We start from the raw sequence: 23,584 nt of genomic DNA on the forward strand, positions 1-23,584 counted from the left end.
GCGGTTGAACGTCTATTCTCGGGCCAGTGCCGCCCCGGCTCAACCAAGGATCTGCGGCGAGTTCGGCAACGCGTCATCGTTCGACCGCGTCGAGGCCGGAAAGTGCCCTTCGATCAGGCTGGAGACCTCGTCGATGGCATCCTGCAGCGCTTCCACCGGGTTGGAACCACGCAGGCCCTCGCGCAGATGGGTGCAGACCCGCTGCCACTGCGCTGGGCTGACCCGGCCATGCAGGCCGCGGTCGGCGACGATCTCGATGGCATGGTCGGCCAACAGCAGGTAGATCAGCACGCCGTTGTTGTGGGCGGTGTCCCAGGTGCGCAGGCGTGCGAAGGCATGCTCGGCGGCCTGCCTCGGGGTGACCTTGTGCCACAACGCGGCCAGCGGCAGATCGGCCTCCACCGCGAACATCACCTGACCGCCGTGGCGCTGCTCACCGGAAGCGATGGCCTCGGTGATCGCCTGCAGCGTGGCTGGCGGGAACGCGCGCCGTACCGACGGCGAACATACATGGCGGAACAGACGTTGGATCATCACCAGCCTCCCGAAGCGCCACCGCCACCGGAACGGCCACCGCCGCCGCCCCAGCCGCCTCCGCCGCCGAATCCACCACCACCGCCGAAGCCGCCTCCCCCGCCCCAGCTGCCACCGCCCCAGCCACCACCGCCGGCAAAGCGCCCCGGATGGCCGGACAGCATCGCCACGATCAGGCCAACCACGCCGGCCAGGCCACTGGCCAGCAGGGTGGAGGTGAACAGGAACGCCGCCACGGCTGCGCCAGCGCCGCCGAGCAGGCCACGCAGCGGGCGCGGCACGCGCGCGAACACGCCGCGCAGGATGCTGCCGGCGAACACGCCGATGAACAGCGCCAGGAACCAGGTGTCGCCGCCACCGCCGGGCTCGCGCCCGCGATGACCGCTGACCGGTGCCGGCAGCGTTTCGCCATCGATCAGCTTGACCAGCACGGCGGTGGCATCGGTGATGCCCCCGGCGTAGTCGCCGGCGCGGAAACGCGGCACCAGGTATTCCTGGATGACCCGGTTGGCGATGGCATCGGGAATCGCGCCTTCCAGGCCGTAACCCGGCTCGATCCGCACGCGCCGGTCGTCCTTGGCCACCACCAGCAGCACGCCGTCATCGACGCCCTTGCGGCCGATCTGCCACTGGTCGAAGACCCGCGTGGTGTACTGCGCGATGTCCTCCGGCTGGGTGGTGGGTACCACCAGCACCTGCAGCTGGCTGCCCTTGCGCTGCTGCAGGTCCAGCGCCTGCTGCACCAGCGCCTGCTTCTGCGCGGCATCCAGCGTGCCGGTGGTGTCGACCACCGGCGAATCCAGCGCCGGAATCGGCGCCAGCTGCTGGGCCTGCGCCGCCAGCGGCAGCCACAGCAGCAGGGCCAGCAGCGCAGTGGCCAGGCGCATCGGTCAGTGGCCCGGCTGCGGTGCCGGCTGCTGCTGCGGCGCGTTGCCGAAATCCACCGCCGGTGCGTTGGAGATCTGCGCCTCGTTCTCCACAGTGAAGTTCGGCTTGGTCTTGTAGCCGAAGATCTTGGCGGTGATCACCTGCGGGAACGAACGGATGTAGGTGTTGTAGTCCTGCACCTGCTGGATGTAACGACCACGCGCAACCGTGATCCGGTTTTCGGTGCCTTCCAGCTGGGCCTGCAGGTCGCGGAAGTTCTGGTCGGACTTCAGCACCGGATAGTTCTCGGTCACCACCAGCAGCCGCGACAGCGCGCTGCCGAGTTCACCCTGGGCCTGCTGGAACTGCTTGAGCGAGGCTTCGTCATCGGCGTTGACGTTGATCTGGCCGACACGCGAGCGGGCGTTGGTGACTTCGGTCAGCACGCGCTCTTCCTGGCTGGCGAAACCTTTGACGGTCTGCACCAGGTTGGGCACCAGGTCGGCGCGGCGCTTGTACTGGTTGAGCACTTCGGACCAGCTGGCCTTGACCGCCTCATCCTTCTGCTGGATGGCGTTGTAGCCGCAGCCGGACAACAGGGAGGCCAGCAGCATCAGGGGCAGGACACGGGTGAACAGGCGCATGGCGGGGGTTCCGGGTGGGCTTGGCGCCGAGCATGCCATGGTTCGGGTGAAAGACCGGCCATCGGGCGCCGCCCCCTCCGCGGTGTGGTCCAGCCAGCTCGGGGATGGGCCGGGAGGGTGGGTCGGCTGGGGGCCGCTGCAAGTACGTCCATGTAAGCTCGGTCGCCGCATCCATGCGGCTCACGCCCCCAGCCGACCCACCCTCCCGGCCATGGACAGTTTTCTGCGCACCGCGGGAAGATCAAAAGAAAAATCAAAGGCAAAAGCCGACCCTTCAGACATTCCTGGTGTCTGCCATCCACGCATGGCGTGGATCTACCGTGTCGACCAAGATCGACACCTACCAACAGCAGCGCAGAACGCGTTCCGACAGATCGCGGAAGACTGTCGAAGGCGGGGTGGGTCCGGTGGCGGGGGTGTCCGCGGCATGGATGCCGCGGCCAAGCCCCCAGGGAAGGGTTTACGGCGTCCCCCGCCACCGGACCCGCCCCGCCATCCCTCAGTAGCCCAGCTTTTGACGTTGCCTCTGCGGGTGCAGGGCGCAGCCCTGCCGGAACCCCTCACCCTCAGCAGGCCTCAGCCACCGCAGTGCGCGGACGCCCCAGCCATGCCAGCAGCAGGCCCGACGCGGCCAGCAGGCCACCGGCCACCGGAATCGCGGCGTAGCCCAGTCCCGAGCTGATCACCGCACCACCCAGCGCAGCACCTACCGCATTGCCCAGGTTGAATGCACCCACGTTGATCGACGACGCCAGGCCCGGCGCCTCGCTGGCCACCTGCATCACCCGGATCTGCAGCGGCGGCACGAGGGCGAAGGTCGCCGCACCGAACAGCAGTACACCCAGCGCCGCGGTGGCGTGGCTCATGAAGGCCAGCGGCAGCACGAACATCAGCACCGCCAGGACGGCCAGCAGGATCCGTGTGGCGCCATCGAGCGACCAGTCAGCCATGCGTCCACCGATGCCGTTGCCGAAGGTGAAGCCGATGCCGATCAGGGCCAGCGACATTGCGATGAAGGCATTGGAGGCGCCGGTCAATTCGGTCAGCACCGGTGCGACGTAGGTATAGAGGGTGAACATCGCACCCGCACCAAGCACGGTGGTGGCCATCGCCAGCAGCACCTGCGGCTGCAGGATCGCCTTCAGTTCGCGGCGCACGTCCGGGCGCGGCCCCGGTGCAGATGCCGGCAGCGCGAAACCCAGCGCAGTGATCGCAACCAGGCCCAGCACTGCGGTACCGGCGAAGGACAGGCGCCAGCCCAGCTGCTGCCCCACCCAGGTCGCCAGCGGCACGCCGCCGATGTTGGCGATGGTCAGGCCCATGAACATGGTGGCCACGGCAGCGGCCTGCTTTTCCTTCGGCACCAGGCTCGCAGCGACCACCGCACCGATGCCGAAGAAGGCACCATGGTTGAGGCTGGTGACCAGGCGCGACAGCAGCAGCATCCCGTAGTTCGGCGCCAGCGCAGACAACAGATTGCCGGCGACGAAGATCGACATCAGCAGCATCAGCGCGGTGCGCTTGCCGAAACGCCCCATCAGCAGGGTCATCACCGGCGCGCCCAGCATCACGCCCACGGCATAGGCGGTGATCAGCATGCCCGCAGTGGGGATGCCAACGCCGACGCCGTCGGCGATGACCGGCAACAGGCCCATCGGGGCAAACTCGGTGGTTCCGATGGCGAAGGCGCCAACGGCAAGCGCCAGCAAGGCGGCTCTGGAATTCATGGGGGGGTCCTGGGGGCGGGAATCGGGAGTGCGTAGCCTGCGCGCTTTGCTGCGCCGGATTAAGCCTCGCCCCGGGAAAACACTGTTGATCCTGGTTCACAAGTGGAAGCCGGAACGCAGCCACAAGTGCAAAAACCACAATGCCGTTGCAGAACCGACCTCGCCCCCACAACGCAGAACCCCCGGAATGCCGGGGGTTCTGAGGGACTCACACGCCAGTGGCGCGCTTACCAGTTGCCGGCGCCCGGCACGTTGTGCTCGCGGGCGCGGCGGCGCATCAGCAGGTTCAGCCACTCCACCAGCACCGAGAAGCCCATCGCGGCGTAGATGTAGGGCTTGGGCACGTGCACGTCCAGGCCGTCCAGGATCAGCACCGCGCCGATCATCAGGATGAAGGCGAGCGCCAGCATCTTCACGGTCGGGTTGGCATCGATGAAGCGGCCCAGCGGGTTGGCGGCCAGCAGCATCACCATCACCGACAGCAGGATCGCGGCGACCATCACCGGAATGTGGTCGGCGATGCCGACGGCGGTGATCACCGAGTCCAGCGAAAACACGATGTCGATCACCGCGATCTGCGCGATCACGTAGCCGAACACGGCCGAGGCCTTGGTGGTGCTGGGATCTTCATCCTCGCCACCGCTGATCAGTTCCTTGATCTCCATGCAGCCCTTGATGATCAGGAACAGGCCGCCAACGATCAGCACCAGGTCGCGGATGGAGATGCCCATGCCGGCCACGGTGAACAGGTTTGCCGCCATGTGCGCCAGGTAGGCCAGCGATACCAGCAGGCCGATGCGGGTAATGCAGGCCACCGCGATGCCGAGCTTGCGGGCGAACGGGCGGCGCTCTTCCGGCAGCTTGCTGACAGCAATGGAAATGAACACCAGGTTGTCGATGCCGAGCACGATTTCCAGCGCGCTGAGCGTGAACAGGGTCACCCAGGCATTGGGGTCGGCGAGGAACTCAAAGGACATGGAAACTCTTCAAGGCAGTGGGGGAATGGGGTTTCAGCCGTAGTTGCCGGCCAGCGCGTGCGGAACCACGACCAGCGCCCAGCACAGCAACACGTTCATCATCAGCACGAACACCGCCGCCGAGCCCATGTCCTTGGCGCGGCCGGCCAGCTCGTGAATCTCACTGCCGTAGCGTTCGATCACCGCTTCGATGGCCGAGTTGGCCAGCTCCATCGCCAGCACCAGCAGCATCGAGCCGATCAGCAGCGCGCGTTCGACCGGCGTCTGGCCCAGCCAGATCGCAATCGGCGTCAGCAGGATCAGCAGGTAGACCTCAAGCCGGAACGAGGACTCGTGCAGCCAGGCAGCGCGCAGGCCCTGCCAGGACCAGCGGGCGGCCTGGAAGATGCGGCGCGGGCCGCGCGGCAGGTGGCCGAACTGATCAGCCACGGGTGGAACATCCAGCAACGGGGGCGCGGCGCAGCGACCGCTCAGACGCACGGCAGGGAATCATGGGTGCACAGGAATAGGCAGATGGCGGCCATTTTGCCACAAGGCCGCCAACCGCAGCCCGCGCCGGCCCGCTGAACGGCCTGCCAGGGGCAAGCAACGGCCCGGGCATGCTCCTATGATGGATGCCCCTTGCCTGCTGGAGCGCCTGATGTCCCGTCGCCGTACCTGCCTGTTGATGCTGGGCCTGCTGACTGCCGCACCGCTGGCCCAGGCGCTGAGCCCGGCCGAGTCGCCCCGGGTGCCAGAACAGGTCTCCAACGCGGCCTGGGCCGGCGACATGGCCCGCTTCGCCAGCGCCGACCAGTCCACCCCGCCGCCGCGCGGTGGCATCGAGTTCATTGGCAGCTCCTCGATCCGCTTCTGGGAGAGCCTGGCCACCGACTTCCCTGGCCAGCCAGTGTTCAACCGCGGCTTCGGCGGCTCGGAAGTGCGCGACAGCACCTGGTACGCCGACCGCATCGTGGTGCCGTATGCGCCATGCAAAGTGTTCTTCTACGCGGGCGACAACGACCTCAACAGTGGCCGCAGCGCCGTGCAGGTGCGCGACGACGTGGTTGCCTTCGTGCAGCGCGTGCACCGCGACCTGCCGAAGACCAAGGTGGAGTACCTGTCGATCAAGCCGAGCCCGTCGCGCGCGCACCTGCTGCCGGCGATCAACGAGGCCAACACGCTGATCAAGGCCGCGCTGGCCAAGCTGCCCAACACCGGTTTCACCGACATCTACACGCCGATGCTCGGCGCCGACGGCCAGCCGGATGCGACGCTGTTCCGCGAGGACATGCTGCACATGACCCCGGCCGGCTATGCGATCTGGACCAGGGCGCTGGCGCCGAAGGTCAACTGCAACTGAGCAACCCCATCCACGCATGGCGTGGATCTACTGCGGATCGCGGGAAACTGTCGAAGGCGGGGCGGTGTGGGTTTGCAGGACCGTTGGCGCCATGGATGGCGCCATCGAGCCCCCATGGACGGGTTTACGGCGTGTCCTGCAAACCCACACCGCCCCGCCATTCCACGGAATGCCCGCTTCTGATGTTGATGTTGCCTCGGCGGGTGCCGGGCGCAGCCCGGCAAAATCCCTCTACCGGAAGATCACCGTAGCCTCGGTGCCCTTGCCCGGCTCGCTGGCCAGGCTGACCTTCCAGCCGAAGCGGTCGCACAGCCGGCGCACGATCGACAGGCCCAGGCCGGTGCCCTGCGGACGGCTCGGCTCGGCGCGGTAGAACGGTTCAAACGCGCGCGACAGCGCCTCGGCGGACATGCCGATGCCGGTATCGCGCACCACCACCCGGTCATTGAGCACGTGCACGTCGATACGCCCTTCGTCGGTGTAGCTGCAGGCATTGCGCACCAGGTTGCTGACCACCACCTGCAGCACCCGCGGCGGTGCGTGCAGCTGTACCGGGCCGTCGCCGTGCAGGTGCACCGATACGGGCCGGTTGCCCAGCAGCTCGTTGGCGTTGTCCACCTCGTAGCGGACGATGTCGTTGACGTCGAACAGCTCGATCTGCGGTTCGACATCGGCCTCGCGGGCCAGGATCAGGAACGCATCGATCACCGCCTCCATGTCACGGCCTGCACGCTGGATGCGCTGCAGGCTGCGGCGCAGGCGCGGCTGCAGGGTTTCATCGCCAAGGGCCATGTCGCTGGCCACGCGGATGACGGTCAACGGCGTGCGCAGCTCATGGCTGGCATCACGGGTGAAGTTGCGCTCGCGCGCCACGTGCGCGCTGACCCGGTTGGCCAGCGAATGCAGTGCGGCCGCCAGCTGGCGGGTCTCGCCCTGCATGTCCGCCGGCAGCTTGTTCGGCTCCAGATCGGCCGCTTCGGGGTGGCCCGGGTCCCAGCGCGAGACGCGCCGCGCCAGCCAGTTCACCGGCGACACCAGTCGCTTGGAGGCACGGTAGGTGACCCAGCTGGCGCCATACACCGCCAACAGGGTCAGCAGCACCGGCACGATGCCGAACCAGAACGCCAGCATCTCCGCGCGCGAGCGCAGGAACACCAGGTACAGGCGACCGGCAGGGCGCACGTCGACCAGCACCAGCTGGTCGTCCTGGGGCAGCTCGTGGAAGCCAGGCTCCAGGGTGCGCAGGTTGGCCGGCAATGACAGTGCCGACTGCCCGCTTTCCAGCAGGTAGCCGCGGATGTTGTGGGTGTTGGGCGGCGGCTGCACCGGCGACGCCTCGTGCAGCGTCCAGTAATAGGCCGCTTCCTCGCGCAGGGCGGCGCCGACCAGGCTGTGCTTGATCACCAGCGAGACCAGCCAGGCACCGAGCAGGATGCCCAGGCTGGCCAGGACTGCCTGCAGGATGAAGGCGATACGGATCTTGCGCGGCAGGCCGTGCGGCATTGCGGGGTCCCGGTCAGAGCGCTGCGATTATAGGCAGCGCGCTGCGCCGTAGTCGTGCACGGACGCTGACCGGCGGCAGCGCCGGCCGGTCATCCGTGCCCGGTGCGGGGTCGTTGCCCGGCCGGGCCTGATGCTGCACAGGCCGGGCCCCGATCAGGCCATCGGCTGGGCAATATCGGCAATGCGATAGCCGGCGCTCTGCACAGTGTGCAGCAGCGGACGGTCGAACGGCTTGTCGATGATCTTGCGCAGGTTGTACAGATGGCTGCGCAGGGTGTCCGAATCCGGCAGGCCATTGCCCCAGATCTCGCGTTCGATCTCCTGGCGGGTGACCACGCGCGGCGATTCGCGCATCAGGATGGTCAGCAGGCGCAGGCCGATCGGCGACAGCTGCAGCTCGGTACCGGCACGGGTAGCCCGCATGCTGACCGGATCGAGCACCAGGTCGGCGACCTTCAGCACCTCCGAACCGACCTGGCGGCGTTCGCGACGGATCAGCGCGCGCAGGCGGGCTTCCAGCTCCTGGATCGCGAACGGCTTGGTCAGGTAGTCATCGGCACCGAACCCGAGGCCGGTGAGCTTGTCGTCCAGCGTGTCGCGTGCCGTGAGCATCAGCACCGGCGTGGACTTGCGCGCATCGTTGCGCAGGCGACGGCACACTTCGATGCCATCCAGGCGCGGCAACATGAGATCGAGCACCACGACGTCATAGCTGTTCTCCGCCGCGAGGCGGTAGCCATCCAGGCCGTCCTGTGCATAGTCGACTTCGAAGCCGCGACCTTCCAGGTATTCCCCGATCATCTCGGAGATGTTGCGGTTGTCTTCGACCACCAGCACCAAGCCGGAGGTCTCCTTCGTCTGACGCATGTGATTCCCTCTAACTTCAGCTTTGTGAAACATGCCGGATCGACGGTGGACGCGATGTGAAGTTCCGTCAAGAGGTACACAAACGGTTCAGAGCAGCGGCCTGAGCAGCGGCCAGACGTTGTCCAGCACCTTCGGCTGCGCCTGCGCCGTGGGGTGCAGGCCGTCGCCCTGCATCATGCCCGGCTGCAGGGCCACGCCCTCCAGCAGGAACGGCAGCAGCGGCACCTTGTACTGCGTGGCCAGCGCCTTGTAGGCCGCGGCCAGGCGCTGGCGGTAGGCCGGTCCGTAGTTGGGCGGCACGTCGATGCCCAGCAGCAGCACCTTGGCACCGGCCTTCTGGCTGGCCTGCACCATTTTTTCCAGGTTGCCCTGCACCTGCGCCGGGGTCAGCCCGCGCAGCGCGTCATTGCCGCCCAGCGCGATCACCACCACGGTCGGCTTCTCCCTGGCCAGCAGGCCCGGCAGGCGGGTCAGCGCGCCGGCGGTGGTTTCCCCGCTCATGCTGGCGTTGACGATGCGCGCCGGGGTTTTCGACTGCTGCCTGACCCGCTGTTGCAGCAAGCTGACCCAGCCGGCGTCGGCAGGGATATTGTGGGCGGCACTGAGGCTGTCGCCGAGCACCAGCACGGTGCCAGCCGGACCTTTGGCACAGGCCAGCCCCGGCAACAGCAGGAACCCTAGCAGCAGCACCATCATCGCGCCGGCTCGCCGGCTCCATCCCGTCTTGCGCATTGGAGTCTCCTCATCGACAGCCTGTCCCCCCGCAGCGCGCCCGTCGCCATCGCCGTCGACCAGGTCGGCAAATCCGTGCAGGGCCCGGAGGGTGAAGTCCACATACTGGACAACATCACCCTGACCGTCCATGAAGGCACCAGCGCGGCCATCGTCGGCGCCTCCGGTTCGGGCAAGACCACCCTGCTCGGCCTGCTGGCCGGGCTGGACCTGCCCAGTCGGGGCCGCATTGCGCTGTCGGGCCAGGACCTGGGCGACCTCGATGAAGAAGCGCGGGCCCAGCTGCGCGCGCGCGAGGTTGGCTTCGTGTTCCAGAGCTTCCACCTGCTGCCGGCGCTGACCGCCGCCGAGAACGTCGCGTTGCCACTGGAACTCGCCGGGCGCGAGGATCGCACGCGGGTCGATGAAGTGCTGGCGCAGGTCGGCCTCTCCCATCGCGCCCGCCACTACCCGCGCCAGCTGTCCGGTGGCGAGCAGCAGCGCGTGGCACTGGCGCGTGCCTTCGTCACCCGGCCGCGCATCCTGTTCGCCGACGAACCGACGGGATCGCTGGACCATGCCACCGGCCAGCACGTCAGCGACCTGCTGTTCGAACTCAACGCCGGCAGCGGCACTACCCTGGTACTGGTCACCCACGACATGCGCCTGGCGCAGCGTTGCCAGTACATCCATCGTATCGACGACGGTCGCCTGCTGCCGGTTGAGCGCGGAGCCCAGGCATGAACGTGCTGCGGCACGCGTGGCGCGCGCTGCGTCGCGAGGCGCTGGCCGGCGACCTGCTCACCGTGTTCGCCGCACTGGTGCTGGGCGTGGCGGTGATGACCGCGGTGGGCACGCTGGTGAACCGGGTCAACCTGGCGCTGACCGGCAGCGCGGCGGAAATGCTCGGTGGCGATCTCGGCATCGCCGGGCGTGATGACCCGCCGCAGGCATTCGCCGACGAGGCACAACGGCGTGGACTGGCCTACACCCGCATCGCCAGCTTCGGCAGCGTGCTGTTCCATGGCGAGGCCAGCCAGATGGCGAGCATCAAGGCGGTGCAGGCGGGCTATCCACTGCGCGGCACGCTGCGGGTACGGGCCACGCCCGGCGGTACGTTGATCACCGATGCCGGCATGCCGCCCAAGGGCCAGGCCTATGCCGACCCACGCCTGCTGCAGGGGCTCGGGCTGAAGGCCGGCGATGATCTCGAGTTCGGCGCCGGCACGCTGCGCATCGCCGGCATCATCGAGGCCGAGCCGGACACCGGTGGCGACCTGCTGACGCTGTCCCCCACCCTGCTGGTCAACCGCGCCGATGTGGAAGGCACGGGACTGCTTGGCCCCGGCAGCCGCATCAACTACCGGCTGATGTTTGCAGGACCGCCCGGGCTGGTCGCGTCCCTGCGTGAGTGGCTGCTGCCACAGGTGAAGGGCCTGCGCCTGCTGAGCGTGGATGACACCCAGCGCGGCGTGCGCCAGGCCTTCGATCTGGCCGGGCGCTTCCTCGGCCTGAGCGCGCTGCTGGCGGTGCTGCTGGCGGGCGTGGCCACCGCATTGGCGGCCAACCGCTTCGCGCTGCGCCGCATCGACCAGGTGGCGATCCTGCGCTGCCTGGGTGCGCGCCAGCGCGACATCCTGCTTGGCCTGGCACTGCAGCTGCTGATGCTGGCGGTGCCGGCCTGTGCGCTCGGCATCGGCCTGGGCATGGCCGCGCAGGAAGGCCTGGTGCAGGTACTGGGCAGCCTGGTGCCGCAGCGCCTGCCGTTGCCCGAGGCGATGCCTGCGCTGACCGGCGCCGGCATCGGCCTGTTGCTGCTGTTCGGCTTCGGCCTGCCACCGCTGCTGCGCCTGCGCGGGGTGCCGCCGATGCGGGTGCTCAACCGTTCCTTCGCTGCCCTGCCGCCGGCGTCACTGCTGGCCTATGTGGCAGCGCTGGCGGCCAGCCTGCTGCTGGCGGTACAAGTCACCGGCGACCTGAAGCTGGCGTTGTGGGTGCTGGGCGGCCTGGCCACGCTGGCACTGGCCGCCGGGGTGGTCGGCTTCGTGCTGCTGCAACTGCTGCGCGGCCTGCAGCACCGCCTGCACGGCCACTGGCGGCTGGGCCTGGCCGCGCTGACCCGGCGCCGGATGCTGGCGGTAATGCAGCTGGTCGGGCTGTCGCTGTCGCTGTGCGCGCTGCTGTTGCTGGCCGTGACCGGCCCCGGCCTGCTGCAGCAATGGCGCGAGCGCCTGCCGGCGGACACGCCCAACTACTTCCTGATCAACATCCAGCCCGAACAGCGCGACAGCGTGCTGGCCACGCTGCGTGGACTGGGCGCCGGTGACGCCAGCATCGAACCGATGGCCACCGGCCGCCTGATCGCGATCAATGGCAAGCCACCGCTGCGCGTGGACCGCGAGCCCGGTCAGGACGGACAAGCGGCACAAGGCGAAGGTCAGCGCGATGACGATGACGAGAACCGGCCACTGAATTTCAGCTGGCGCAGCACGTTCCCGCCGGCCAATACGCTGGTCAATGGCACGTTCTGGAAAACCGACAGCACCGCACCGGAAGCCTCGGTGGAAATCGGCTGGGCCAAACGCTACGGCCTGTACCCCGGCGACCGCATCACCATTGCGGTGGGCGAGCAGGAGCGCGAGTTCACCGTCACCAGCGTGCGCAAGGCGGACTGGAACACCTTCCGGCCGAACTTCTTCGTGTTGCTGAACCCGAATGCGGTGGGCGAAACCCCGCACAACCTGCTGTCGGCCTTCCATCTGCCGGCCGGCAAGGCGGCGGGCCTGGGCGAACTGGTGCGCGCGCAGCCGAACCTGTCGCTGCTGGACGTGGATGCGGTGATTTCGCAGGTGCGCGGTGTGATGGAGCGCGTGGCGCAGGCGGTGCAGCTGGTGATGGTGTTCAGCCTGCTGGCCGGCGTGCTGGTGCTGCTGGCCGCGCTGCAGGCCACCGCCGGCGAGCGCCGCTACGACAGCGCGGTACTACGCACCCTGGGTGCGACCCGGCGCCAGCTGCGCGGTGCGGTGCTGGTGGAGTTCGGCGCGCTGGGTACGCTGGCGGCGATGCTGGCGGTGGGCGCAGCGGCTGCCATCGGCGTGGCGGTCTCGCAGAAGGTGTTCGAGCTGCCGTTGCTGCCGCCGTGGCCAGGGCTGCTGATTGGCGGCGTAGTCGGCATCGGCTTGAGCCTGCTGGCGGGCTGGTGGGGCACGCGGGCGATCCTGCATACGCCGCCGGCATTGGCGTTGCGCGAGGCCTGAATCGGTTGCGCCTCCGGACGGCGTGCCGAGCAGGCTCGGCACTTGCCGGTAGATCCACGCCATGCGTGGATGCGGGAAAGCGTGTGCCGAGCAAGCTCGGCACCTGCCAAAAGCACATGACGGCGTTGCCAGTGTTCAAGGAACAAGCACATCCACGCATGGCGTGGATCTACTGCGCCTTTTCCACGTACTTGGCGAAGACCTCGTCGATCTGCGCGTCCTTCACCTGTTTGCCGGACTGGATCTCTTCGGCCTGGGTGAACAGCGGGATGATCATCGCCATGCCATCGAGCTTGGTCTTCAGGTGCACGCCCGGGGCCTGGCCGAGGAAGCCGTCCCAGCGCTGGCGCACTTTGGCCCAGTAGCCGGCGGTGGCCTTCCAGTAGGCGCGGGCCGGGGTGAAGTCGACCTCGGTTGTCTTGACGTAGTCGTTGAAGCCGAACTCGCGGGCGATCTCCACCTGGCTGCCGTCGGCGTTGCGCTGCACCTTGGTATTGAACTGCTCGTGGGTCCAGCCATTGGGCGTGAGCGTGTGGCGGTTGACCACGGCCAGCGCGTTGTAGTCGCTGCGCTTTGTGTATTCACGACGCGGCAGCGGGCGCCAGCTCAGGTCGCTGGTCCAGCTCGGCACATTGTTGGTGTATGTCCATTTGCCGGTGCCACAGTAGCGCGGTGCATCGCTCACTTCATACACGCACTGGGTCCAGGCGCCCTGGTTCACCGCTGCGGGTATGCGGCGTACCTGCCAGGTCTGGTCGGCGCTGAACTCGAAACGGCTGGGCGCTTCGTAGACCCAGTCCTGGCGCCAGTGCTTGGTGATGTGGCCGCTCTTCTCATCGAGCAACAGGTGCTGCAGCACGATGCGCTGCGGAGTGTCCTCGACCACGATGACCACTTCGCTGCCGCCGCTGCGCATCGCCGGCGCACGCTCGTAGCCGGGCTTGAGCAGCACGGTCTCGTCGAACGCGAAGTCGACGGTGTACTCGCCCTGCATGGCGAGGATGCTGTCGTGGTCGCGGGCGATGTCGGAGGGCTGCGCGCTGGCCACGCCGCTGGCAGCGAGCAACAGCATGACGCTGGCTGTCTGGAACTTCATCGGGTCTTCCTTCGGGGTTGCAGGTTCGTTGAGAGGCCTTCCAGGGCCGGCGGGCGTTCCATCAGGAAAGGATCACAGGCGGATCAGCGGCAGGTCGCCGGGAATACGCGGTGTCGGCCGGCGCGCGGCGTCGGCGCAGCAGCAATCGTCGATCGCCAGCTCGCCTTCGGCACCTTCCAACCGCGCGATGCGACGCGCGGTGGCCGCGCCCAGCGAGGACAGGGTCGACAGGCTGGCTGCCAGCGTGCGGCCCTCGTCCGCGGCATGCAGGCGCAGCGTGCACAGGCGCCAGCGCTGGCCACCGAGGTGCCCGGCCAGGCGACGCCACAGGCGTTCGCCGACACTGCCATCTCTGTCGTGCTCCGGGCCCGGCGGCAGCGCCGCGACCAGCCGGTCCCAGGCCAGGAAATCGCTGTCGGGCAGCAGGTACAGGCGCCACACGCAGCGGCCGCGGGTATCAAGGAAACACAGGCTTTCGCGTATGCCCTCGCTGTCCACGCCCTGGCAGGCGTGCACGCGCACCGCCTGGCGCCAGCCCCCCAGCTCGTTGCCGTCGGCGTGGTACAGGCACAACACGGTGCCGAGCGTGGCCAGCTGTGCCGGGGTCGGCCAGGCCGCGCTGCCCTGCACGGCGATGGCGTCATTCCTGCGTGCGGACAAGGCGCGGCTCATGAGGTCACCAGGAAACGGCAAGGCTGGCGGAAAGGGTGCGGCCCGGGCTGGTGTAGCGATCCAGCACGCGGCTGGTCGCCGACAGCGTCGAACCCACGTTGGACCAATCGATGTAGCGCTTGTCGCCCAGGTTGAACACGCCGACGTTGAAGGTCGCGCCCGGGGCGAAGTTCCAGTGCGCCATCAGGTCGGCCACGCCGTAGCCGGCCGGGCGGTACACCGTCGCTGCAGTGACGCGGTCCTTGCGCTTGACGAAGGTACCGGCCAGTTCGACGCCCCAGGCGTCGGTGTCGTACATCAGGCCGACGGTGCCGCGCAGCGGGTCGACCGAATCCAGCGGAGTGTCCTCGGTCTTGTTGTCGCCGCGCGACCAGGCCACCGAGCTGCGCAGCGCCCAGCCCTGCAGCGCCGGGTTGATCTGGCCGAAGTCAACGCCAGCCTTCAGTTCGGCACCGTAGATGCGCGCATCGGCGATGTTGCGCGACTGGAACACCATCAGGCCCTGGGCGTTGGTGCCGACCAGCGACTGCGACTCGATGAAATCCTTGTACTCGTTGTAGTAGCCGCTGACGCTGACGTAGGCGGCCGGTGACAGGAAGCGCAGGCCCAGCTCCATGCCATCACTGGTTTCCGGCTTCAGGTCCGGATTGGGGATGGCGGTGTAACCGAAGGCGAAGTTGGTGAAGCCCAGGTTGACGTCGTTGTACGGCGGCGAGCGGAAACCATGCGAGTAGCCGGCGAACAACGACCATTCGTCGGTGAAGCGATAGACCACGCCCAGCTTCGGCGAGACGCTGGTCTTGGTCAGCCTGGCCACCGCAACGCCGGGATTGTCGTCGGCGAAGATGCTGTCCACTTCCGGCTTCAGCTCGTAGCGATCCACGCGCACGCCCGGCACCAGCGACAGCTTGCCGCCGGCCATGCGCATTTCATCCTGCGCGTACAGGCCCAGCTCGGTGGTCTTGCTGATCGGGAAATCGCGTACCGGGAAGGCGTCGGGCAGGATGGTGGTGCTGGTCTGGCCATTGGCCAGAACCTGATAGCCGTCGCGCTTCTGGCGGATCTCGGTACGCGCACCTTCGAAGCCGTAGGTCAGCGCGTGTTCGACACTGCCGGTGCTGAACGCCTTGTTGAATTGTGCCTGCAGGCCGTACACGCGCTGGTCGAAGTTGAACTCGCGGTGGCGGCGGCTGCGGTTGGCGCGGTCTTCGTCGGTGATCTGGTTGGTCTCGCTGTGCTGGGTATACAGCTGCCAATGCAGGTTGTCGGCGAAGCCCTTGTCCAGCGCATCCATTTCATGGGCGAACGACACGCGGGTGCGGTTCTGCGTGTCGCGCGCCTTCATGCCGGTGGTGGTGGTGCGGTCGATCGAGGACAGCACGCTGGTATCGGTGTTGTCTTCGTTGCCTTCCACGGTCAGGCGGAAGCGCTGGTCCTCGCTCGGTGCATAGACCAGCTTGGCCAGGCCACTGCGACCGTCGCGGTCCTGCGGGTTGGGCGCGGTACGAGTGTTGTCGAGGCTGCGAACATCGCCCTTGTTACCGGTTTCCTGGCCCTGGCGATGGTTGATGTTGACCATGCCGCTCCAGTGTTCGCCGCCGAACGCGCTGGTCACGCCGCCGAGCAGGCCCTTCCACTCACCGTCGTAGCCGAACTTCAGGCCGACGTAGCTGTCCTTGCCATCCTTCAGGTAATCGGCCGGATCCTTGGTGACGAAGGCCACCACGCCCCCGAGCGCGTCGGAACCGTACAGCGAGCTGGCCGGGCCACGCACGATCTCCACGCGCTTGAGCGTGTCCAGATCGGTGAAGTTGCGGTTGGCGTTGGAGAACGAGCCGATGTTGAAGCTGGTGGGCATGGCGATGCCATCGGTCTGCACGCGCACGCGGTTGCCGTCCAGGCCACGGATGCGGATGCTGCCAAGGCCGAAGCGCGCGGCGCTGCGGCTGACCGACAGGCCCGGCTCGTAGCGCAGCAGATCCTTGATGTCCTGCACCAGGTGCCGGTCCATCTGCTCGCGGTCGATGACATCCACGGTGGCCGCCACGTCACTCACTGCCCGCTCGGTGCGGGTGGCGGTGACCTGCACGCGGTCGAAGTCGCGCGCATCAGGCGCGGCGGTGGCCGCGGCAGCAGCATGGGCGGACAGCGGCAGGGCCATCCAGACGGCGAGGCAAAGGGCGGTAGGGCGGGTCATCGGGTTCGTTCGGTCAGGCAGGGGAACCCCCGGTTACCGGCACACCCGGGAGGTGCACGCGGTAGACCGAGGGGGAGAGAGCGGGCGCGGACGGGTCGCCCACCCTGCCGGCGCTGCCGGCAGGAGGGAGGGAGGCGGGCGACCAGGCCGCGATTACTTGGTCAGGATCAGCTTGTCGTTGCTGGTGTGCCGCAGGCGGTAGAAGCGGTCGCCGTGCTGGATCAGGATTTCACGACGGCCCTTGAGCAGGGCTTCGCTGTCGATGACCTCTTCCGGCGGAACGACACGGACCGGACGATCGCGGAGGGTCAGCGTTTCGGGGCGCAGCAGTACAGGTTGAGCATTCATGAGCATCTGGACTCGTGCGAGGGATGATTCAAATGATAATGATTCTCAGTTGACAATCAACAACCATTCTCAATTTGATCGATGGGATTAATGATCGAATTCTGCAATTCGATAGATCCTGTCAATCAAATGGCGGCGCAGCCGTGTAGCGTCGACTGTTGGTCGACTGCTGTTGCTCGAAGCAGTCAATCAACAGTCGACTCTACCGTTCCCGTTCCCTCGGCCGGGCCGGCCCGACCGAGGCCCAGGCCCGGTCGGCCCCGGGTTTCAGGCGAAGGCGGCTTCGACCTGCGCCCAGCCAGCCGCATCGACCTGCTCCAGCACCTCCAGCGCCTGCAGGTTCTGCAGCAGCTGGCTGACCCGGCTGGCGCCGAGAATCACGCTGGAGACGTTCGGGTTGCGCAGGCACCAGGCAATCGCCAGCGTGGCGGGGGCGTGGCCCAGCTCACGCGCTGCTTCGCTGAAGCGGCGCACCTGGGCCAGGCGGGCCTCGGCGTCGTCACCCAGCACCAGCGCCTGCAGCCATTCCATGCCCTCGCGGCCCAGCCGCGCATCGGCCGGAATGCCCTGGTCATACTTGCCGGTCAGCAGGCCCGAGGCCAGCGGTGAGAAGATGGTGGTGCCCAGGCCGGCACCGGCATACAGCGGCGCATACTCGACCTCGACGCGTTCGCGGTGCAGCAGGTTGTACTGCGGCTGCTCCATCGACGGGCCCTGCAGGTTGCGTGCTTCGGCGATGTCCAGCGCCTGCTGGATCTGCACCGCCGACCACTCCGAGGTCCCCCAGTAGAGGATCTTGCCCTGCCGCACCAGGGTATCCATGGCATGCACGGTCTCGGCGATCGGCGCGTCCGGATCCGGGCGATGGCAGTAATAAAGGTCCAGGTAGTCCACCCGCAGGCGCTTGAGCGCGGCATGGCAGGCGTCGGTCACATGCTTGCGCGACAGGCCGCGCTGGGTCGGCCGTGGGTCCTTGGCGCTGCCGAAGAACACCTTGCTGGAGACGCAGATGCCATCGCGCGGCAGGCGCAGGTCGGCGATCACATCGCCCATCACCTGTTCGGCGCGGCCGTTGGCATAGCCCTCGGCGTTGTCGAAGAAGTTGACGCCGTGGTCCCAGGCGGCAGCCACCAGGTTGCGGGCCTCGTCGCGCGGGATCTGGTCACCGAAGGTCACCCAGGCGCCGAAGGACAGGGCGGAAATCGGCAGGCCGGTGGAGCCCAGGCGACGGTATTGCATGCGAATCTCCTGCTGCGGGCCCGCATCCGGGCCGGGATCGAGCCCCATTCTACCTGCCGCCGCCGGCCGCAAGCCCTTGCCGTTGCTGGCCTGATCGGTACCGATGGGCGCGCGCACGCTGCTTTTTCTTGCCCCGGCCCCTGCCCTGCACTAGGCTTCCCGTTTTTCGCGACGCCCCAGGGGAGTCACTCACATGGTCGAAGGTTTGGGCAGGATCGGCTTCGGCCTGTTCGGGTTGGCGGTGCTGATCGGCATCACCTGGCTGTTTTCCAACAACAAGCGTGCGGTTGACTGGAAGCTGGTTGCCACCGGTATCACCCTGCAGATCGCCTTCGCGGCGCTGGTGATCCTGGTGCCGGGCGGGCGCGACGTGTTCGATGCGCTGGGCAAGGGCTTCGTCAAGGTCCTGAGCTTCGTCAACGAGGGCTCGGGCTTCATCTTCGGCTCGTTGATGGACACCAAGAACTACGGCTTCATCTTCGCCTTCCAGGTGCTGCCGACCATCATCTTCTTCTCGGCGCTGATGGGGGTCATGTACCACCTCAACGTCATGCAGGCGATCGTGCGCGTGATGGCCTGGTCGATCACCAAGGTGATGCGCGTGTCCGGCGCGGAAACCACCAGCGTCTGCGCCAGCGTCTTCATCGGCCAGACCGAGGCGCCGCTGACCGTGCGCCCGTACATCGCCAGGATGACCCAGTCCGAGCTGCTGACCATGATGATCGGCGGCATGGCGCACATCGCCGGCGGCGTGCTGGCGGCCTACGTGGGCATGCTCGGCGGTGGCGACCCGGCGCAGCAGGCCTTCTACGCCAAGCACCTGCTGGCGGCGAGCATCATGGCCGCACCTGCCACCCTGGTCGTGGCCAAGCTGCTGATTCCGGAAACCGGCACCCCGCTGACCCGCGGCACGGTGAAGATGGAAGTGGAGAAGACCTCCAGCAACATCATCGACGCGGCCGCTGCCGGTGCCGGTGACGGCCTGAAGCTGGCGCTGAACATCGGCGCGATGCTGCTGGCCTTCATCGCCCTGATCGCGCTGCTGAATGCACCGCTCACCTGGTTCGGCGAAGTGACCGGCCTGGCCGCTGCCATCGGCAAGCCGACCAACCTGTCGACCATCTTCGGTTACGTGCTGGCCCCGATCGCCTGGGTGATCGGTACCCCGTGGGCTGATGCCACCACCGTCGGTTCGCTGATCGGCCAGAAGGTCGTGATCAACGAGTTCGTGGCCTACACCGAGCTGTCGCAGATCGTGAACGGCCAGGTGGCGGGCGTGAGCCTGTCCGACGAAGGCCGCCTGATCGCCACCTACGCGCTGTGCGGCTTTGCCAACTTCAGCTCGATCGCGATCCAGATCGGCGGCATCGGCGGCCTGGCGCCGGAACGTCGCCACGATCTGGCCAAGTTCGGCCTGCGCGCGGTGTTGGGCGGTACCATTGCCACCTTCATGACGGCGACCATCGCCGGCGTGCTGACGCACTTCAGTTGAACCCCTGGTTGAGAAAAGATTTCCTATGAGCAGCAGTGTCGTTGTCGTCGGTTCCTTCAATGTCGATCACGTGTGGCGGTGCGAGTCGCTGCCGGCACCGGGTGCGACCATTGCCGGCCGCTACAGCACCGGCCCGGGAGGCAAGGGCTTCAACCAGGCCGTGGCCGCCTGCCGCGCCGGCGCCGAGACGCACTTCGTGTGCGCGCTGGGCGATGACGCCGGCGGCGCCACCGCACGTGAACTGGCCGCGCAGGATGGCTTCGGCCTGATTGCCGAAGCCAGCAGCGAGCCGACCGGCACTGCGGGCATCTACGTGGACGCGCGTGGCCGCAACACCATCGTGATCGGCCCGGGCGCCAACGCCGCGCTCAGCACCGACTTCCTGCAACAGCAGCAGGCATTGCTCACCAGCGCCAAGGTGGTGCTGGTGCAGCTGGAATCGCCGGTGCAGACCATCGAAGCGGCGCTGGCCACGGCCCGCGAGGCCGGTGTCACCACCGTGCTCAACACCGCACCGGCCGACGCGCCCTCGACCATCGGCCTGCTCAAGCTGGCCGATGTGATCACCCCGAACGAGACCGAGTTCGCCGCGCTGCTCGGCCGCCATGTCGGTGAGCGCGTGGATGCCAACGATGTCGCCGCGCTGGATGGCGCCAGCCTGCATGCGCTGTGCCGCAAGCTGGTCGGCAACGGTACCGTGGTGGTGACCCTGGGTTCGGTGGGCGTGTTCGTCTCGCATGCCGACGAGAACCTGCGCGGCGATACCCAGCCGTACTACCGCGTCGGCGCCGAGCAGGTGCAGGCCATCGACACCACCGGTGCCGGTGATGCCTTCAACGGTGCGCTGGCCGCGTCGCTGGCGCAGGTGGCCGACGCCCCGTTCGCCCGCCACGTGCGCTTTGCCAACCAGTTCGCCGGTCGCTCGACCGAGAAGGAAGGCGCTGCAGCGGCGATGCCGCGCTTCACCCCGGCCGACGCCGAAGCCAAGTAATTCCACGCCACGCGTGGATGACAAGGCCCGGGTGCACAGGCACCTGGGCCCTTCTTTTGCCCATTGCCCAGCCCCTGCGACCGCCTGTCGCATTGCCCACATCCTGCCCCTCGCTCACGATCCGCGCAGCTTCCTTGCACGGGCAGGACATGGACGGATTCCCCTGGTTGCTGGTCGCGGCCGCAGGCAGTGCCGCTGCGGCGCTGCTGCATATCGGCTGCATCGCCTTCGGCGCCGCGTGGTACAGATACTTCGGTGCCGGCCAGCGCGTAGTCCGGCTCGCGCATGCGGGGCACTGGTGGCCACCGTTGATGACCGCCGGCATCACGGCCGTGCTGGTGGCCTGGACCCTGTACGCACTGGCCGCCGCGGGCTGGCATTCGCCGCTGCCGGCCAGCCGCCTGGTCCTGCCCGCCATCGCTGCCTTGCTGCTGCTGCGCGCCGCGACGGGCTTCGGCCTGGCACTGTTCCGGCCGGGGTACAACGGCCGGCGCTTCTGGGTGGTCAGTTCGCTGGCCTGCCTGGGCCTGGGGCTGGCCTTCGCCCTGGGTACCCGCCAGGCCTGGCAGAGCCTGGGTTAGCCGGCCACCATCGCCCGCCCTTGGGGGCGACGGAAGCAACCGTCAAGCATCTGCTGATGCCGGTACGGCATGAGGTCGGTGCCGATCGGCCTGAACCGGACCGTACCCGACACGGCCGTACCGCCGCCCGCGCCCTACAATGGGCGCATGCAGATCGGCCCGTACACCATCGCCCCCAACGTCGTGCTGGCGCCCATGGCCGGCGTCACTGACAAGCCCTTCCGCCTGCTGTGCAAACGGCTGGGCGCGGGCCTGGCCGCCTCGGAAATGACCATCAGCGACCCGCGCTTCTGGAACACGCGCAAGTCGATCCACCGCATGGACCATGAGGGCGAGCCGGCGCCGATCAGCGTGCAGATCGCCGGTACCGAGCCGCAGCAGCTGGCCGAGGCGGCGCGCTACAACGTCGACCACGGCGCGCAGATCATCGACATCAACATGGGCTGCCCGGCCAAGAAGGTGTGCAACGCCTGGGCCGGCTCGGCGCTGATGCGCGACGAGCAGTTGGTGGCGCGCATCCTCGAAGCCGTGGTCAACGCGGTGGACGTGCCGGTCACCCTGAAGATCCGCACCGGTTGGGACTGTGACCACCGCAATGGCCCGCTGATCGCGCGCATCGCCGAGGACAGCGGTATCGCTGCACTGGCCGTGCACGGCCGCACCCGCGACCAGCATTACACCGGCCAGGCCGAGTACGCCACCATCGGTGAGATCAAGGCCGCCCTGCGCATTCCGGTGATCGCCAACGGCGATATCGATTCGCCGCAGAAGGCTGCCCACGTTTTGAAGGAAACTGGCGTGGACGCGGTGATGATCGGCCGTTCCGCACAGGGCCGGCCGTGGATCTTCCGCGAAGTGGCGCATTACCTGGCCACCGGCGAGGAACTGCCGCCACCGTCGCTGGCCGAAGTGCGCGACATCCTGCTTGGCCACCTGCACGCACTGCATGCCTTCTATGGCGAACCGCAGGGCGTGCGCATCGCGCGCAAGCACCTGGGCTGGTATGCCAAGGACCGGCCGGAGAACGCCGCCTTCCGCGCGGTGGTCAACCGCGCGGAGGATCCGCAGAGCCAGATCGCGCTGACCACCGAGTACTTCGACCGCTTGATTGACGGGGAACCGGCGCTGTCTTCGGCGGCCTGACCGCCCTGCCGCGTCGCAACGTCGAGCCTGCTCGACCGAATTGAACTCCGAGAGCCCGCCCCATGACCCCGCCGATTTCCTCCCCGACTTACCTGCACGGGTTCTCCGGCACCGAGCAGCAGCGCCTGATGACCCAGGCGCGCCTGCTGGAGTCGAGCATCTTCGGCCAGATCGACTACAGCGGCGCGCGGCGCCTGCTGGAAGTCGGCAGCGGCGTGGGTGCGCAGACCGAGATCCTGCTGCGCCGCTTCCCCGAGCTGCACGTGACCGGCGTGGACCTGAGCGAGACCCAGCTGGCCACCGCGCGCGAGAACCTGGCGCGCACCCCTTGGTGCAGCGACCGTTACACCCTGCAGCAGGCCGATGCCGGCGAACTGCCGTTCGAGGCGCGCAGCTTCGATTCGGCCTTCCTGTGCTGGGTGCTGGAACACGTTCCGTCACCGGCACGCGTGTTGAGTGAAGTGCGCCGCGTGCTGGCGCCGGGTTCACCGGTCTACATCACCGAGGTGATGAATGCCTCGTTCCTGCTTGATCCGTACTCGCCGCACATCTGGCGCTACTGGATGGCCTTCAACGACTTCCAGTACGACCACGGTGGCGACCCGTTCGTCGGCGCCAAGCTGGGCAACCTGTTGCTGGCCGGCGGCTTCCGCGACGTGCATACCGAGATCAAGACCATCCACCTGGACAACCGCGAGCCTGCCCGTCGCAAGACCATGATCGCGTTCTGGGAGCAGCTGCTGCTGTCGGCGGCCGACCAGCTGCTGCAGGCCGGCTCGGTGGACGAGGACACCGTGGAAGGCATGCGCCGCGAGTTCCGGCTGGTGCAGAACGACCCGAATGCAGTGTTCTTCTATTCGTTCGTGCAGGGCCGCGCGACGGTGTATTGAGCCGACGCGGCACCAATGCTCCCGTATCCACGCATGGCGTGGATCTACTCAACGGCACCGGCTGCGGGCGCTGACCGACGCAGTAGAGCCACGCCATGCGTGGCTGCCACTGCCGATGTCCCTTCATCCACGCATGGCGTGGATCTACTCAACGGCACCGGCTGCGGGCGCTGATCGACGCAGTAGAGCCACGCCATGCGTGGCTGCCACCGCCGATGTCCCGCCATCCACGCAGGGCGTGGATCTACTCAACGGCACCGGCTGCGGGCGCTGATCGACGCAGTAGAGCCACGCCATGCGTGGCTGCCACCGCCGATGTCCCTTCATCCGCGCATGGCGTGGATCTACTCAACGGCACCGGCTGCGGGCGCTGATCGACGCAGTGGAGCCACGCCATGCGTGGCTGCCAGCGCCGATGTCCCTTCATCCACGCATGGCGTGGATCTACTCAACGGCACCGGCTGCGGGCGCTGATCGACGCAGTAGAGCCACGCCATGCGTGGCTG

At 67.7% G+C, this 23,584-nt stretch carries 22 protein-coding genes; 8 read left to right on the plus strand and 14 right to left on the minus strand.

What is annotated here, in order from left to right; translation table 11 throughout:
• Positions 1-39: 39 nt before the first annotated feature.
• From ACM0PB_RS11955 to ACM0PB_RS11980, 6 genes are all read right to left on the minus strand, one after another.
• Entirely contained in the window at positions 40-534 is a 495-nt protein-coding gene (locus tag ACM0PB_RS11955) for a TPM domain-containing protein (RefSeq protein WP_053500484.1), read from the minus strand.
• Positions 534-1,421, minus strand: coding sequence for a TPM domain-containing protein (locus tag ACM0PB_RS11960; RefSeq protein WP_171956439.1), 888 nt, complete (start codon positions 1,419-1,421; stop codon positions 534-536). Before ACM0PB_RS11960 ends, ACM0PB_RS11955 begins: the two co-directional genes overlap by 1 nt.
• Positions 1,422-1,424: 3 nt before the next feature.
• Positions 1,425-2,045 (minus strand): LemA family protein, encoded by a 621-nt coding sequence (locus tag ACM0PB_RS11965; protein WP_069139522.1) that lies wholly within the window; start codon positions 2,043-2,045, stop codon positions 1,425-1,427.
• A gap of 566 nt (positions 2,046-2,611) precedes the next feature.
• The gene (locus ACM0PB_RS11970; RefSeq protein ID WP_005415337.1) at positions 2,612-3,772 is read right to left on the minus strand and encodes an MFS transporter; all 1,161 of its coding nucleotides are present in this window, start codon (positions 3,770-3,772) and stop codon (positions 2,612-2,614) included.
• 227 nt (positions 3,773-3,999) lie between these two features.
• Complete coding sequence (locus ACM0PB_RS11975; RefSeq protein WP_005415336.1) at positions 4,000-4,749, minus strand: TerC family protein; 750 nt, start codon at positions 4,747-4,749, stop codon at positions 4,000-4,002.
• 33 nt (positions 4,750-4,782) lie between these two features.
• Complete coding sequence (locus ACM0PB_RS11980) at positions 4,783-5,178, minus strand: diacylglycerol kinase (RefSeq protein ID WP_005415335.1); 396 nt, start codon at positions 5,176-5,178, stop codon at positions 4,783-4,785.
• A 211-nt stretch (positions 5,179-5,389) separates the two neighbouring features.
• Between ACM0PB_RS11980 and ACM0PB_RS11985 the strand changes: the two genes are divergently transcribed.
• On the plus strand, positions 5,390-6,091 hold the full coding sequence (locus ACM0PB_RS11985; RefSeq protein ID WP_065186813.1) for an SGNH/GDSL hydrolase family protein: 702 nt from the start codon (positions 5,390-5,392) through the stop codon (positions 6,089-6,091).
• Between the two features lie 231 nt (positions 6,092-6,322).
• Here ACM0PB_RS11985 and ACM0PB_RS11990 read toward each other — a convergent pair whose 3' ends face one another.
• The 3 genes from ACM0PB_RS11990 to ACM0PB_RS12000 all read right to left on the minus strand — a co-directional run bounded on the left by ACM0PB_RS11990 (position 6,323) and on the right by ACM0PB_RS12000 (position 9,193).
• Positions 6,323-7,594, minus strand: a complete 1,272-nt coding sequence (locus tag ACM0PB_RS11990; RefSeq protein WP_065178739.1) for a sensor histidine kinase — start codon at positions 7,592-7,594, stop codon at positions 6,323-6,325.
• Positions 7,595-7,747: 153 nt separating this feature from the next.
• On the minus strand, positions 7,748-8,461 hold the full coding sequence (locus tag ACM0PB_RS11995) for a response regulator transcription factor (RefSeq protein WP_002811889.1): 714 nt from the start codon (positions 8,459-8,461) through the stop codon (positions 7,748-7,750).
• An 87-nt stretch (positions 8,462-8,548) separates the two neighbouring features.
• Positions 8,549-9,193 carry an arylesterase gene (locus ACM0PB_RS12000; protein ID WP_053500077.1) on the minus strand — a complete coding sequence of 215 codons (645 nt, stop codon included), beginning with the start codon at positions 9,191-9,193 and terminating at the stop codon, positions 8,549-8,551.
• A gap of 75 nt (positions 9,194-9,268) precedes the next feature.
• On the opposite strand from ACM0PB_RS12000, the gene ACM0PB_RS12005 reads away from it, so the two are divergent.
• On the plus strand, positions 9,269-9,916 hold the full coding sequence (locus tag ACM0PB_RS12005; protein WP_005415330.1) for an ABC transporter ATP-binding protein: 648 nt from the start codon (positions 9,269-9,271) through the stop codon (positions 9,914-9,916).
• Positions 9,913-12,429, plus strand: coding sequence for an ABC transporter permease (locus tag ACM0PB_RS12010; protein WP_414604884.1), 2,517 nt, complete (start codon positions 9,913-9,915; stop codon positions 12,427-12,429). The genes ACM0PB_RS12005 and ACM0PB_RS12010 overlap by 4 nt, the downstream gene beginning before the upstream one ends.
• Positions 12,430-12,598: 169 nt before the next feature.
• Here ACM0PB_RS12010 and ACM0PB_RS12015 read toward each other — a convergent pair whose 3' ends face one another.
• The 5 genes from ACM0PB_RS12015 to ACM0PB_RS12035 all read right to left on the minus strand — a co-directional run bounded on the left by ACM0PB_RS12015 (position 12,599) and on the right by ACM0PB_RS12035 (position 17,981).
• Positions 12,599-13,525 carry a DUF6607 family protein gene (locus tag ACM0PB_RS12015; protein ID WP_065186809.1) on the minus strand — a complete coding sequence of 309 codons (927 nt, stop codon included), beginning with the start codon at positions 13,523-13,525 and terminating at the stop codon, positions 12,599-12,601.
• A gap of 72 nt (positions 13,526-13,597) precedes the next feature.
• A complete protein-coding gene (locus ACM0PB_RS12020) occupies positions 13,598-14,197 on the minus strand; it encodes a ChuX/HutX family heme-like substrate-binding protein (protein ID WP_065178741.1) in 600 nt (199 codons plus the stop codon).
• Positions 14,198-14,201: 4 nt separating this feature from the next.
• A complete protein-coding gene (locus tag ACM0PB_RS12025; protein ID WP_279945823.1) occupies positions 14,202-16,394 on the minus strand; it encodes a TonB-dependent hemoglobin/transferrin/lactoferrin family receptor in 2,193 nt (730 codons plus the stop codon).
• Positions 16,395-16,547: 153 nt separating this feature from the next.
• Positions 16,548-16,742, minus strand: coding sequence for a hemin uptake protein HemP (gene hemP, locus ACM0PB_RS12030; RefSeq protein ID WP_005412278.1), 195 nt, complete (start codon positions 16,740-16,742; stop codon positions 16,548-16,550).
• Between the two features lie 267 nt (positions 16,743-17,009).
• Complete coding sequence (locus tag ACM0PB_RS12035) at positions 17,010-17,981, minus strand: aldo/keto reductase (RefSeq protein ID WP_005415323.1); 972 nt, start codon at positions 17,979-17,981, stop codon at positions 17,010-17,012.
• A 193-nt stretch (positions 17,982-18,174) separates the two neighbouring features.
• Here ACM0PB_RS12035 and ACM0PB_RS12040 point away from each other — a divergent pair, with 193 nt between their 5' ends.
• The 5 genes from ACM0PB_RS12040 (at position 18,175) to ACM0PB_RS12060 (ending at position 23,078) form a co-directional block, all read left to right on the plus strand.
• Entirely contained in the window at positions 18,175-19,473 is a 1,299-nt protein-coding gene (locus tag ACM0PB_RS12040) for a NupC/NupG family nucleoside CNT transporter (protein WP_005415322.1), read from the plus strand.
• A gap of 25 nt (positions 19,474-19,498) precedes the next feature.
• Entirely contained in the window at positions 19,499-20,464 is a 966-nt protein-coding gene (locus ACM0PB_RS12045) for a ribokinase (RefSeq protein WP_005415321.1), read from the plus strand.
• Between the two features lie 149 nt (positions 20,465-20,613).
• Positions 20,614-21,045: a hypothetical protein gene (locus ACM0PB_RS12050; RefSeq protein ID WP_053500089.1), complete on the plus strand. Its 432-nt coding sequence runs from the start codon at positions 20,614-20,616 to the stop codon at positions 21,043-21,045.
• Positions 21,046-21,192: 147 nt separating this feature from the next.
• Positions 21,193-22,188 (plus strand): tRNA dihydrouridine synthase DusB, encoded by a 996-nt coding sequence (gene dusB, locus ACM0PB_RS12055; RefSeq protein WP_065178788.1) that lies wholly within the window; start codon positions 21,193-21,195, stop codon positions 22,186-22,188.
• Positions 22,189-22,250: 62 nt separating this feature from the next.
• A complete protein-coding gene (locus ACM0PB_RS12060) occupies positions 22,251-23,078 on the plus strand; it encodes a methyltransferase domain-containing protein (RefSeq protein WP_049414053.1) in 828 nt (275 codons plus the stop codon).
• Positions 23,079-23,584: the final 506 nt, after the last annotated feature.

Origin of the sequence: Stenotrophomonas sp. AR029 (genome assembly GCF_047520695.2) — a bacterium.
Classification (GTDB): domain Bacteria; phylum Pseudomonadota; class Gammaproteobacteria; order Xanthomonadales; family Xanthomonadaceae; genus Stenotrophomonas; species Stenotrophomonas sepilia.

What these genes read in the sequence shown, in the direction of transcription:
- ACM0PB_RS11955 (WP_053500484.1), bottom strand. Translation starts at nt 534, where the DNA reads ATGATCCAACGTCTGTTCCGCCATGTATGTTCGCCGTCGGTACGGCGC.
- ACM0PB_RS11960 (WP_171956439.1), bottom strand. Translation starts at nt 1,421, where the DNA reads ATGCGCCTGGCCACTGCGCTGCTGGCCCTGCTGCTGTGGCTGCCGCTG.
- ACM0PB_RS11965 (WP_069139522.1), bottom strand. Translation starts at nt 2,045, where the DNA reads ATGCGCCTGTTCACCCGTGTCCTGCCCCTGATGCTGCTGGCCTCCCTG.
- ACM0PB_RS11970 (WP_005415337.1), bottom strand. Translation starts at nt 3,772, where the DNA reads ATGAATTCCAGAGCCGCCTTGCTGGCGCTTGCCGTTGGCGCCTTCGCC.
- ACM0PB_RS11975 (WP_005415336.1), bottom strand. Translation starts at nt 4,749, where the DNA reads ATGTCCTTTGAGTTCCTCGCCGACCCCAATGCCTGGGTGACCCTGTTC.
- ACM0PB_RS11985 (WP_065186813.1), top strand. Translation starts at nt 5,390, where the DNA reads ATGTCCCGTCGCCGTACCTGCCTGTTGATGCTGGGCCTGCTGACTGCC.
- ACM0PB_RS11990 (WP_065178739.1), bottom strand. Translation starts at nt 7,594, where the DNA reads ATGCCGCACGGCCTGCCGCGCAAGATCCGTATCGCCTTCATCCTGCAG.
- ACM0PB_RS11995 (WP_002811889.1), bottom strand. Translation starts at nt 8,461, where the DNA reads ATGCGTCAGACGAAGGAGACCTCCGGCTTGGTGCTGGTGGTCGAAGAC.
- ACM0PB_RS12000 (WP_053500077.1), bottom strand. Translation starts at nt 9,193, where the DNA reads ATGCGCAAGACGGGATGGAGCCGGCGAGCCGGCGCGATGATGGTGCTG.
- ACM0PB_RS12010 (WP_414604884.1), top strand. Translation starts at nt 9,913, where the DNA reads ATGAACGTGCTGCGGCACGCGTGGCGCGCGCTGCGTCGCGAGGCGCTG.
- ACM0PB_RS12015 (WP_065186809.1), bottom strand. Translation starts at nt 13,525, where the DNA reads ATGAAGTTCCAGACAGCCAGCGTCATGCTGTTGCTCGCTGCCAGCGGC.
- ACM0PB_RS12020 (WP_065178741.1), bottom strand. Translation starts at nt 14,197, where the DNA reads ATGAGCCGCGCCTTGTCCGCACGCAGGAATGACGCCATCGCCGTGCAG.
- ACM0PB_RS12025 (WP_279945823.1), bottom strand. Translation starts at nt 16,394, where the DNA reads ATGACCCGCCCTACCGCCCTTTGCCTCGCCGTCTGGATGGCCCTGCCG.
- hemP (WP_005412278.1), bottom strand. Translation starts at nt 16,742, where the DNA reads ATGAATGCTCAACCTGTACTGCTGCGCCCCGAAACGCTGACCCTCCGC.
- ACM0PB_RS12035 (WP_005415323.1), bottom strand. Translation starts at nt 17,981, where the DNA reads ATGCAATACCGTCGCCTGGGCTCCACCGGCCTGCCGATTTCCGCCCTG.
- ACM0PB_RS12040 (WP_005415322.1), top strand. Translation starts at nt 18,175, where the DNA reads ATGGTCGAAGGTTTGGGCAGGATCGGCTTCGGCCTGTTCGGGTTGGCG.
- ACM0PB_RS12045 (WP_005415321.1), top strand. Translation starts at nt 19,499, where the DNA reads ATGAGCAGCAGTGTCGTTGTCGTCGGTTCCTTCAATGTCGATCACGTG.
- ACM0PB_RS12050 (WP_053500089.1), top strand. Translation starts at nt 20,614, where the DNA reads ATGGACGGATTCCCCTGGTTGCTGGTCGCGGCCGCAGGCAGTGCCGCT.
- dusB (WP_065178788.1), top strand. Translation starts at nt 21,193, where the DNA reads ATGCAGATCGGCCCGTACACCATCGCCCCCAACGTCGTGCTGGCGCCC.
- ACM0PB_RS12060 (WP_049414053.1), top strand. Translation starts at nt 22,251, where the DNA reads ATGACCCCGCCGATTTCCTCCCCGACTTACCTGCACGGGTTCTCCGGC.